Annotated in this window: 10 protein-coding genes and 1 other RNA gene; 7 read left to right on the top strand and 4 right to left on the bottom strand. The window is 42.5% G+C overall.

Going from position 1 to position 10,727, the window contains the following annotated elements; all coding sequences use genetic code 11:
- Positions 1-172 precede the first annotated feature (172 nt).
- Positions 173-769, bottom strand: coding sequence for a nucleotide exchange factor GrpE (grpE, locus tag CAG69_RS15180; protein ID WP_012842091.1), 597 nt, complete (start codon positions 767-769; stop codon positions 173-175).
- 146 nt (positions 770-915) lie between these two features.
- Between grpE and nadK the strand changes: the two genes are divergently transcribed.
- The 4 genes from nadK (at position 916) to bamE (ending at position 5,773) form a co-directional block, all read left to right on the top strand.
- Positions 916-1,800 carry an NAD(+) kinase gene (nadK, locus tag CAG69_RS15175; RefSeq protein WP_161444927.1) on the top strand — a complete coding sequence of 295 codons (885 nt, stop codon included), beginning with the start codon at positions 916-918 and terminating at the stop codon, positions 1,798-1,800.
- A 265-nt stretch (positions 1,801-2,065) separates the two neighbouring features.
- A complete protein-coding gene (locus CAG69_RS15170) occupies positions 2,066-3,256 on the top strand; it encodes a DUF3103 domain-containing protein (protein WP_161444925.1) in 1,191 nt (396 codons plus the stop codon).
- 167 nt (positions 3,257-3,423) lie between these two features.
- Positions 3,424-5,088: a DNA repair protein RecN gene (gene recN / locus CAG69_RS15165; protein WP_104969114.1), complete on the top strand. Its 1,665-nt coding sequence runs from the start codon at positions 3,424-3,426 to the stop codon at positions 5,086-5,088.
- A gap of 325 nt (positions 5,089-5,413) precedes the next feature.
- The gene (gene bamE / locus CAG69_RS15160; RefSeq protein WP_005391468.1) at positions 5,414-5,773 is read left to right on the top strand and encodes an outer membrane protein assembly factor BamE; all 360 of its coding nucleotides are present in this window, start codon (positions 5,414-5,416) and stop codon (positions 5,771-5,773) included.
- A gap of 105 nt (positions 5,774-5,878) precedes the next feature.
- Here bamE and CAG69_RS15155 read toward each other — a convergent pair whose 3' ends face one another.
- Both CAG69_RS15155 and CAG69_RS15150 read right to left on the bottom strand, forming a co-directional pair.
- Positions 5,879-6,232, bottom strand: coding sequence for an RnfH family protein (locus tag CAG69_RS15155; RefSeq protein ID WP_005391471.1), 354 nt, complete (start codon positions 6,230-6,232; stop codon positions 5,879-5,881).
- Positions 6,222-6,665 carry an SRPBCC family protein gene (locus CAG69_RS15150; RefSeq protein ID WP_005391473.1) on the bottom strand — a complete coding sequence of 148 codons (444 nt, stop codon included), beginning with the start codon at positions 6,663-6,665 and terminating at the stop codon, positions 6,222-6,224. The genes CAG69_RS15155 and CAG69_RS15150 overlap by 11 nt, the downstream gene beginning before the upstream one ends.
- A gap of 118 nt (positions 6,666-6,783) precedes the next feature.
- Between CAG69_RS15150 and smpB the strand changes: the two genes are divergently transcribed.
- The 3 genes from smpB (at position 6,784) to CAG69_RS15135 (ending at position 9,108) form a co-directional block, all read left to right on the top strand.
- Positions 6,784-7,269, top strand: a complete 486-nt coding sequence (gene smpB, locus CAG69_RS15145) for an SsrA-binding protein SmpB (protein WP_005391476.1) — start codon at positions 6,784-6,786, stop codon at positions 7,267-7,269.
- 66 nt (positions 7,270-7,335) lie between these two features.
- Positions 7,336-7,703: a transfer-messenger RNA gene (ssrA, locus tag CAG69_RS15140) on the top strand.
- 166 nt (positions 7,704-7,869) lie between these two features.
- Entirely contained in the window at positions 7,870-9,108 is a 1,239-nt protein-coding gene (locus CAG69_RS15135) for an integrase domain-containing protein (protein ID WP_031855508.1), read from the top strand.
- Positions 9,109-9,122: 14 nt separating this feature from the next.
- Here the strand turns inward: CAG69_RS15135 and CAG69_RS15130 are convergent.
- The coding region (locus CAG69_RS15130; RefSeq protein WP_161444923.1) for an N-6 DNA methylase at positions 9,123-10,727 on the bottom strand (1,605 nt) is incomplete at its 5' end.

Raw genomic sequence — 10,727 nt, 5'->3', positions numbered from 1 at the left:
AGAAGAAATCTCCTATAGGAAAATAATTAACCAATAAGAAAAAATATGAAGGGGATCAAACTTCCATTTTATCGATATACAATGAAGCTCATTACAACAACTTACGTTTAAAACAAAAAAGCGCCCATCAAAAAATGATGGGCGCTTTATATTTGAAAACAGGCAGTTAAGGTTATTTAGCAACCATTACCATTGCCGGACGAATCACACGGCCGTTTAGTTCGTAGCCTTTTTGCATAACAAACATAACTGTGTTTGATTCATGATCAGGACTTTCCTGAATCGACATCGCTTGATGGAACTCTGGGTTAAATGCTTCACCTTCAGGGTTGATTGCTTTCAAGCCAAATTTCGCCACAACGTCGACAAACGTTTTGTGTGTTAACTCAACACCTTCTAGGAACGGCTTAACCGTTTCATTCTCTGTATCTGCCGCTTGAATTGCACGCTCTAGGTTATCAATAACAGGAAGCAACTCTTCGGCAAACTTGTTCAACGCAAACTTACGTGCTTTATCGATCTCTTGCTCAGTACGACGACGCATGTTTTCTACTTCAGCTTTAGAACGCAACACCGCATCTTGCTGCTCTTTTACTTTTGCCTCGCTAGACAATAGTGCCGCTTCTAGTTGAGCAATCTTAGCGTCTGTCTCATCACCAATTTCTTCAAGCTCAGCTTCAACTTCTTGTGCTTCAGCTTCTACTTTTTCAGCCTCTTCGATGATTTGATCAAGCTCTTCTTCTGTAACTTTGTTTTCTTCGTTGCTCATGATATCTCCAGAATTCAACATAATGCCCTTAAAGCCATGCGAGTTTTTGCGGGCTTTAACCACATAAAAATTCGCATATTTAGGTGACTTGCCATTATTATGGGGATGAAGATTCCTGATTCAAGCCTCTTTAATGCGGAAATGCTATGAAAAATCCATGTAACGTGATCGCGATTATCGGAAAACCAAGAGATCAACAAGCAATTCAAACTCATAAAGAGTTGTATCAATGGCTGACCTCTGAAGGCTATAAAGTATTCATTGACGATCGCCTTGCCGCAATACTGGATGATATCCCACAGAGTCAGTTTGCTAGCTTAGTTGAACTGGGAAAAAATGCCGATCTAGCCATTGTGGTTGGTGGCGATGGCAACATGCTAGGTGCAGCAAGAATTTTATCTCGATTTGATGTACCAGTTATAGGCGTGAACCGTGGAAATTTGGGCTTCTTAACTGACTTGAACCCAGACGACTTCCAAGCGTCTCTGCAAGCGGTACTCGACGGTGAGTATATTGAAGAGGAGCGTTTTCTTTTAGAGGCGGAAGTACACCGCCACGGACAAATAAAGAGCCATAACGCTGCGCTAAACGAAGCCGTACTTCACCCAGGGCAAATTGCCCATATGATTGAATTTGAAGTGTACATAGATGAAAGCTTCGCCTTCTCTTTACGGGCCGACGGTTTGATTGTCTCCACTCCGACTGGCTCGACGGCATATTCACTTTCTGGCGGTGGTCCAATTCTTTCGCCTAGCTTGAATGCCATTTCACTCGTGCCAATGTTTCCTCATACCTTGTCGAGTCGACCTTTGGTGGTTGATGGAAAGCGTCGAATTAAATTGGTGGTGTCACCAGAGAACCGAGGAACACAAGAAGTTAGCTGTGATGGACAAGTGTCTCTCCCTGTTTCTCCAGGAGACGAAATCCACATCTATCAAAGTCCAAATGTGCTCAAACTCATCCATCCCAAGGACTACAGCTACTATCACGTTTTACGTAACAAGCTTGGTTGGTCTAGTAAATTGTTCTAACACTTGTTATTCAGGGAAATAACTTCAATAAAAAAGCCAGCAGCTTAATTGCCACTGGCTTTTGGCTTTCTTAGACAAGAAATAGACACAAAGTAGTGAGGCGACACGAGATTTGCTGTCATTAAAGAGAAGTTTATAAATTTTGATCCTGTGGGCAAAGTTTACACAAAAGATAGAAAAGCAAATTCAATGATCTATGTCCGGTGATATTCTCACCATGAATAGAGTATTAACTCTATTTCATAAAATCAATAAAGGACATATTATGAAGAAAACCATCATTCTGTCTGTTCTCAGTACATTAGCACTTATTGGCTGCCAATCAGAGGAAACGCAAGTCAACAGTGTATCCAACGCAAAAGCGGAAGATATCACTAAGACGAAGCGTGCCCTCGCTCAACAATTGAGTGAGAACTATGCTGCCATTGAACCCATGTTGAGAAGAGATATTACTCCACAACAGACTAGCGTCTCTGTATCAGCATTTGTTCAACAAAACCCCAACTCCGAGTTTAGCCATCAACTTGTACAAGCTGACACTCAAATTCGTAGCTGGAAAGGTATTTCTGAATACTCAGATCAGTTGCTGGAAGTTCGTTTAGCGAATGAGAGCATGATAACAGCATGGCAAAGTGGCGAGGTCGAGCCATTATTTGCATTTGAACCAAGTGGTGATGATGAGAATTGGCAATATATCGAAGCATTTGATGTGTATGGCAACATCCATCAACTCGATGTTTACCAGCTCCCTGATGTACCTGTACTTGTCGTTGATAACAACAGCTCTGCAGAGCTAAAGGCTGGCTTGCAAGCTATGCAGGCTGAAATGGAAAAACTCGGTCAGCCTACTTTAGTTCAGCCGTATTTTTCTGATGAACAGCGTCAAAATGCACCGCTATTGTCAAGTAGCACAGTGGGCGAAGCGGCTCCAATTCAAACAACGCAGTTGAAAAAGATCCGTCTCGCCGATGACAAAGAACCTTGGATCTCTGGCAAGGCAGAAATCTACGCTATCGTAACGGGCGTCAATCCAAGTCGTGATGAACCGACTCTCGATTTAGTGGAGCTTCCATACTTAGACTACGATAACCAAGATTACTACCCGAATCAGATCATTATTCACTGGTCTCGTTACCGCTGGGGCGCTGCAGACATCGTGCTCATGGAACAAGATGATGGTACAGACTATAAACAGTTGGCAAAACTCCTCGTTCAAGTTGCTGGAGAAGTGCTGAAAGCGATTCCAGATCCAGAAGTTCAGGCTTACGCGATTATTCCGCAAATCACGAATAAGATCATCGACACTATCCCTGACGGCGTCCTAACGAATGATGATGACTTCGTCGACGTTTACTACACTCTGATGCAAGACACATCATACGTGGATCATCCAGGTGCTGGTGTGAATGCAGTAGTCACATTAGAGCCGCTCACGATTAACCCAACTCGTCCGTAACCTGTTCAATTTTAATGAGTCGTTGTAATCACTTCGGCTCATTTTTCCCACTTCATCACAAAAAAGCACCCCACACAGAAATTTTTTCTCACCTGTCTTTACTGTATAAAGAAACAGTATATACTGTTCTCTTATACAGTATTGTTCAGTTATACAGGTAAATAAAAATGCTGGCTCATCTAAGTGTTAATAATTTTGCGATTGTTAAGTCTTTACAACTCGAGCTGTCTAAGGGCATGACCACCATCACAGGTGAAACAGGCGCGGGTAAATCCATTGCTATCGATGCACTTGGGCTCTGCTTAGGCGGACGAGCCGAAGCTGGCATGGTTCGACAAGGTGAAGAAAAAACCGAAGTTAGTGCCGCTTTTTTACTGGACAACAACCTACATGCAACGCGTTGGCTAGAAGATAACGATCTGCTTGATGGCAGTGAATGTATTTTGCGTCGCATCATCACAAAAGAAGGTCGCTCAAGAGCCTTCATTAATGGCAGTCCTGTCCCACTATCACAGCTCAAATCTTTAGGGCAACTGCTGATCAATATCCATGGGCAACACGCTCATCATCAATTGATGAAAAGCGAACACCAAATGGCTATGCTCGACCAATATGCAGGTCATCTAAACCTACTAAAAAGCACACGAAGTGCTTACCAGCATTGGCGTCAGGCAGACAATAACCTCAAGCAACTAAAAGAAAATAGCCAGCAAAACCAGGCGCAAAAACAGTTGCTTGAATACCAAATCAAAGAACTAAATGAGTTATCGCTAGGTGAAGAAGAATTTGCAGAGCTCGAGCAAGAGCACAAACGACTATCCAATAGTGGTGAACTCGCCACTACCTGTCAGCAAGCCATCGAACTTATTTACGAAGGTGAAGAAGTCAATGCGCTTGGTATTTTGCAATCGGCCAATCACTCCCTAATTCAACTAGCTGAGTTAGATGAAAAGCTATCTGAGCTACCCAACATGTTGTCAGAAGCGATGATTCAACTGGAAGAAACGAAGAACGAATTACGCAGTTATCTAGATGGCATCGATGTGGATCCTGCTCGTATGGCTTATGTAGAAGAACGTTTTTCTAAAGTGATGTCTGTTGCTCGCAAACACCACGTGATGCCAGAAGAACTATACCAACATCACCAAGATCTTCTGGCCCAAGTAGAAGCGTTAGATTGCTCTGATGAACGTTTAGATGAACTCGCGCAAGAAGTGGAACAAAAGTACCAAAGCTTCCTAAACCAAGCAGAAAAACTACACAAATCACGCAGCCGTTACGCTAAAGAGCTGAATAAGCTGATCACGCAAAGCATGCACGAATTGAGCATGGAAAAAGCGGTATTCAATATCGAAGTCAGCAATGAAAACACGCACCCATCACCACTTGGCATGGACAGTGTGTGCTTCTTAGTATCGACCAACCCAGGACAGCCATTGCAACCTATAGCAAAAGTTGCGTCAGGCGGTGAGCTATCACGCATCTCATTAGCTATCCAAGTGATTACCGCTCAGAAAGTGGATACACCAAGCTTGATCTTCGATGAGGTGGATGTCGGTATTAGTGGTCCAACAGCAGCTGTAGTCGGCAAAATGCTACGCAAGCTTGGCGAGTCTACTCAGGTATTGTGTGTCACTCACCTCCCTCAAGTGGCAGGTTGTGGCCATCAACAAATGTTCGTGGCTAAACAAACAAAAGCTGGCCAAACCGAAACACAAATGCACGCATTAGATGAACAACAACGTGTGGCAGAATTAGCTCGCCTACTTGGAGGTAGCCAAATTACAGATTCTACCCTTGCAAACGCCAAAGAGCTCCTCATCGCCGCTTAGCCATGCTCTTTCAAAGATAGAGTCACGAACACTACTCCGTGACTCTACCTCCCCCCATATCAAAGTGCTTGGGTTCTGATTCCCTTTCGAAATAATGGTCAGTGCCACCCCATAGCTCAATAACTTGGCTATTTGTCATTAGTTACCGCTTAAACTGGATAGAAAATCGCTCATCGACATAAACATACATGTGAGAGAATCAATAAATGCAACTCAACTCAAAATTCGTTGTCAGATTTCCTATCATACGACGCATAGCTTTTTACATCTGCGTCGAGCTTGTTTATTATCAGCGCAGTATTTTAAAGGTTACTAAGAAATTATTATGCAATTAAAGAAGTGGTTAGTTGCCGTACCATTAGCAATGACATTGCTGACAGGATGTTCGGTATTGGAAAAACTGGTTTATCGCATTGATATCAACCAAGGCAACTATGTAGAACAAAGTGCGGTAGATAAATTAAAGTTTGGGATGACTAAAGCACAGGTTCGCTTCGTACTAGGGTCGCCAATGCTTATTGAAAACGGCTACCCAAACACTTGGTACTACATTTATCACCATACTCCTGGTCACGGTGATCCAGTGCAAAAAGACCTGATCGTTAACTTTAACGATCAAGGCACACTCGCAGATATCAGTGGTGACTTCCCAAAAAGTGACGCTTTTTACGAACAGATTCAGTAAACGACTTTTGCAAAAAACCTCTCACATGAGAGGTTTTTTATTATCTAGATATCGCGCAATCACACTTTGAATCAATGACGCCATCCATTGGGATTGATATCAAGTCTACTTATTCTTACGTACAGAGCTAGGCTTACCACCGGTGACTGGGTCTGCATTCCCCTCGGCTTTAGCCTGCTCCGCCCGCTTACGACGAATCTCTTTCGGGTCTGCGAGTAACGGACGATATATCTCTATTCGATCTCGATCTCGAACGGTCGCATCTAACTTCACATTACGACTAAACACACCCACTTTGTTCTTAGATAAATCAATTTCAGGGTATAACTCTAACACGCCAGATTGTCGAATGATCTCTTCTACCGTTGCGTGATTATTCACCACTAAATTAAATACACGCTGTTCATGAGGAAGAGCATAGACAACCTCTACGTGAATCATATCTGACTCAATACTCATAACACTCGTAGACCTGTTTTGCGCGTTTAGTGAATGCATTTACCATGTTACTGGTAAGCTCGTTAAAAACCTTACCGAAGGCCATCTCAATCATTTTACTTGAGAATTCAAACTCAAGCTTTAGCTCAACCTTGCAAGCTTGCTCATCTAGCGCGGTAAAAATCCAACCACCACGCAATGTCTTAAACGGACCATCCACCAAATTCATCATAATTGCTTGGCCAGGGATCAGCTCATTTGAAGTAGTAAACGTTTTGCTGATACCAGCCTTCGCCACATCGACAGAAGCCACCATACCATTACCCGAAGACTCAATGATTCTAGAGCCCGAGCAACCAGGCAGAAACTCAGGGTATTTAGCAACATCGTTAACCAGATTGAACATCTGTTCAGCACTAAAAGACACAAGCGCAGAACGGCTGACTTGCTTCATACATACTCCTATCGATACATGTACAGATTTAAAGCTCCTGCCAATTTTACTTTTATTCCACGATTGCGCAAATAAAAGGATTTCCTATCCGATATCCAACCCGTATAATGTCGCTATTATGGCAAAGAAAAAAACGAAACAAAAAGCGGGTAGCAATACTATCGCGCTGAATAAAAAAGCTCGCCACGAGTATTTCATCGATGATGAAATCGAAGCTGGCTTGGAGCTCCAAGGTTGGGAAGTGAAAGCCCTTCGCCAAGGTAAAGCCAATATTTCTGAAAGTTACGTATTTATGCGTGACGGTGAAGCCTTTGTGAGTGGCATGACAATCACTCCTTTAAATCAGGCATCGACACACGTTGTGGCGAACCCTACACGTGTGCGTAAACTACTAATGAGTCGTCGTGAACTAGACAACCTATTCGGACGTGTGAACCGTGAAGGTATGACATTAACGGCGCTCTCTCTGTACTGGTCTCGCTCTTGGGTGAAACTAAAAATTGGCGTAGCAAAAGGTAAAAAGCTGCACGATAAACGTACGGATTTAAAAGAAAAAGACTGGGCAAGAGAGAAAGCACGTGTAATGAAGAGTACACTGCGTTAATCTTGACCACTTAAACGCATAGTACTGGACAGCCAATGCTTTTCTGTTACTATGCGAATATTACCTGGGGCTGATTTAGGATTCGACGGGAATTCAGAAGTCTGAGGTGCATGCCGAGGTGCGGTAGGCCTCGTTAACAAACCGCAAAAAAATAGTCGCAAACGACGAAAACTACGCACTAGCAGCTTAATAACCTGCTCAGAGCTCTCTCGCCCTAGCTTCCGCACGTAAGACGGGGAATAACGAGGGATCAAACCCAAACGCGCTAGCCCGGATTCTCCCGCCTGAGAGATGAACGGCGAATTTTAATTCAGGCTAGTCATTCATTAGCGTGTCGGTTCGCAGGTGGGTGGCAAAATTAAAGATCGACTAAGCATGTAGTACCAATGATGAACGGTTTTCGGACGCGGGTTCAACTCCCGCCAGCTCCACCAATTCAACATCTAAAGACGTCTCAGGACGTCTTTTTTTGTATCTACATCAATGCAAAATCAATAACTTAGCATCCCATAGCATCTCAAGACGTTTCACTACATCTTTGACTTTTAGTAACCATTGTAGGAACCTTAGTATTGTGTTCCTAACTTTTGGTTCCTAAATATGCCTAGACAAACCAAACCGCTCAGTGCGACAGAAGTAAAAAACGCCAAGCCCAAAGAGAAAGAATACAGTCTCGTTGACGGACAAGGCCTGAAATTAAGAGTTCTACCAAGTGGCTCTAAACAATGGCAACTCAATTACTACCGCCCAACAAATAGAAAGCGCGCTAATCTCAACTTAGGGCGCTACCCTGATGTTTCTCTTGCGCAGGCACGGACAAGCGCTTCTGAAGCAAGAGAGCTGATCGCACAAGATATCGATCCTCAAGCACACAAAAAGAAAAAACTACAGGAACACAAAGAAATTCATGAGCATACATTTTTGAATGTGTCTAAAGAGTGGTTTGAAATCAAGAAACATAATGTTACTTCTGACTATGCTGTTGATATCTGGCGCTCTCTTGAACTACATATTTTTCCTTATCTATCCGATACACCAGTTAAACAAATTACAGCACCACAAGTTGTAGATCTCCTCAGGCCCATAGAGGCCAAAGGCAGCCTTGAGACCGTTAAGCGATTAATTCAGCGCCTTAATGAGGTCATGGGATATGCTGCTAACTGTGGTTTTATTCCGGCCAGCCCACTTAAAGATATTCATAAAGTATTCAAAAAACCAAAAAAAGAACATATGGCAGCACTGACACCCGCAGAACTACCAGAGCTTATGGGTGCGATTGCCAATGCCAGTATAAAACGCACTACCCGCTGCTTACTTGAGTGGCAATTACACACCATGACACGCCCTTCTGAAGCTTCAGGCGCTAAATGGGATGAAATTGACTGGGAAGAGAAAGTTTGGACGATTCCCGCTGAGCGGATGAAAAAAAGAAGAGAGCACCGCATCCCGCTCACAGAGCAGATGCTGGCACTACTAGAAGTAATGAAGCCGATAAGCGGCCATCGTGAATTTATCTTTCCTTCAGATCGCGATCCGAAGAAACCATGCAACAGCCAAACGGCAAATATGGCTCTAAAACGTATGGGGTTTGCAGGAAGATTAGTTAGCCACGGTCTACGCTCGCTAGCGAGCACCACACTCAATGAACAAGGCTTTGACCGTGACTTAATCGAAGCATCATTGGCCCACGTTGATGACAACCAAGTACGTAGTGCTTACAACCGTACTGACTACCTTGAACGCCGCCGACCAATGATGAACTGGTGGAGCGGACATATAGAAGAGGCCGCCAAAGGCAGCCTCTCTGTAACTGGAACTAAGCAGCTACGTGCCATATAAATAACTAAAGAATTCTATTCTTTAAGAGCCTTTTCATTAATTGACTCCGTTGAGATGGTTCCAATGTCTTGGCTAAAATCGACTAACAGGCTTTGTATCTTGCTCTTACTTTCTTCAATAGAAGTAAACCAATCACTCAGTTCCTGTTGTTTTTTGAGACTAGGTAAAGAGACTTCAACTTCATATAACTTATTGATAGAAACAAACTTCTGTGCAGTACCTGTTGCCAAATTATTCAAGTCTAGGCTTTTTAAAACATGTGCTAAGTAAGGCAAATATACCCGAGTCGTATCCAATAGTTCCAAGCTTATCGCATTACTAGTTAACCAATAAGGTTTAGATGAAAAGTGTATGTTTCCACAGTGTGCACCTACCTTTCCAATTACGATTGAGTCTCCAGGTCTGTTGGGGTTTAGGCAATATCCTATTATTCCATTTCCTCCATACACGGGAAATGCTCCCTCGTTTTCGACGTCATCTTTATTGAGATTCTTTCCACTTCTAAGTTTACACACATCTTTTAATGTAACTTGATGTATGTATTCCAACTCAAAACTTCGAGACACATTATCGAAGTGATTTTCGATGGATGTCACCAAAGCTAACTGTTCGCTTTTTAATGAGGCGATCATTTTCTGTTTGTCGAACTTCAAGCCCGCTTCTTTCTTAGGTAAAGAAAATGAAAGGTTAAGTGTCTTATCTTGTAGTAAAGACTCCTTGCTTATTAAACAAGAATTCTCACTAACTTCTCTACGTTCGTACAATGACGTAAAGTCCTCAAAGTCAGAGTCAGTAATTGAGTTTACCTTACTCAAAGGTTTGTCCGTTCTTAACTCATAAAACCATATGTCTTTTTCTGACACGGTATTATCAAAAAACAAAACACTAACTTTAACTCCAGAGTATGGCGCTAACGTACCTTTGGGAAGGCTTAGAACCGTATGTAGATTAAATTGCGTTAGCAATTGTCGCTTTAGTTCATCTAGATGTAATGCATTACCGAATAAAATGCCATCTGGAATAACTATTGCGGCCCGTCCCCCTTTTGCCAACTTATCCATCGTATGCTTAAGAAACATTGCTTCAAGACTGCCACTATAACCGTGATAGTAATATTCATACTTAGTTAACTCGTTAACTTTTCCGAACGGCACTCCCGATATGACAAAATCGTATTGCTGACAATCTCTATCTAACAATGAGTCAGATATCGATACGCCACTAATATCGATATCGTTTAGAAGTAAGTTCAACGCCCCTATCAAATGCGCGAATGGACTTAGATCATTACCAATAAAACTTAAACCATTAAAGCAGCTCTTACCCTTCGCGTGTTTTTTTGCCTCAACAAAAACCCCACCAGTTCCCATAGCAGGATCGTAAACAGTAGCTAGTGGTTTAGGGTTTAAAACACTGACCATCGCCTTAATCAATGGTCTTGGAGAATAATATGCACCTGATGAACCTGAATCTTTCACCATATTGAGCAATAAACGGTCAAAATCTACTTCTATACCTTCGGATAAGTCCAACTCTTCCAATCTATGTATAACCAAATCTAAGCTTTTCGTTGACCTAATTCGAAAAGGTATTTGATCTAAAATGTTTTCGATTTTTTC

This window comes from Vibrio sp. V43_P6S15P86 (assembly GCF_009904725.1).
GTDB lineage: Bacteria > Pseudomonadota > Gammaproteobacteria > Enterobacterales > Vibrionaceae > Vibrio > Vibrio diabolicus.
Note: the sequence above shows the minus strand (reverse complement) of the source record. Positions and strands in the feature narration are given on the sequence as shown.

Coding starts and splice junctions, on each gene's coding strand:
- recN (WP_104969114.1), top strand. CDS start 3,424: ATGCTGGCTCATCTAAGTGTTAATAATTTTGCGATTGTTAAGTCTTTA.
- smpB (WP_005391476.1), top strand. CDS start 6,784: ATGGCAAAGAAAAAAACGAAACAAAAAGCGGGTAGCAATACTATCGCG.
- CAG69_RS15135 (WP_031855508.1), top strand. CDS start 7,870: ATGCCTAGACAAACCAAACCGCTCAGTGCGACAGAAGTAAAAAACGCC.
- CAG69_RS15170 (WP_161444925.1), top strand. CDS start 2,066: ATGAAGAAAACCATCATTCTGTCTGTTCTCAGTACATTAGCACTTATT.
- bamE (WP_005391468.1), top strand. CDS start 5,414: ATGCAATTAAAGAAGTGGTTAGTTGCCGTACCATTAGCAATGACATTG.
- nadK (WP_161444927.1), top strand. CDS start 916: ATGAAAAATCCATGTAACGTGATCGCGATTATCGGAAAACCAAGAGAT.
- CAG69_RS15155 (WP_005391471.1), bottom strand. CDS start 6,232: ATGAGTATTGAGTCAGATATGATTCACGTAGAGGTTGTCTATGCTCTT.
- CAG69_RS15150 (WP_005391473.1), bottom strand. CDS start 6,665: ATGAAGCAAGTCAGCCGTTCTGCGCTTGTGTCTTTTAGTGCTGAACAG.
- grpE (WP_012842091.1), bottom strand. CDS start 769: ATGAGCAACGAAGAAAACAAAGTTACAGAAGAAGAGCTTGATCAAATC.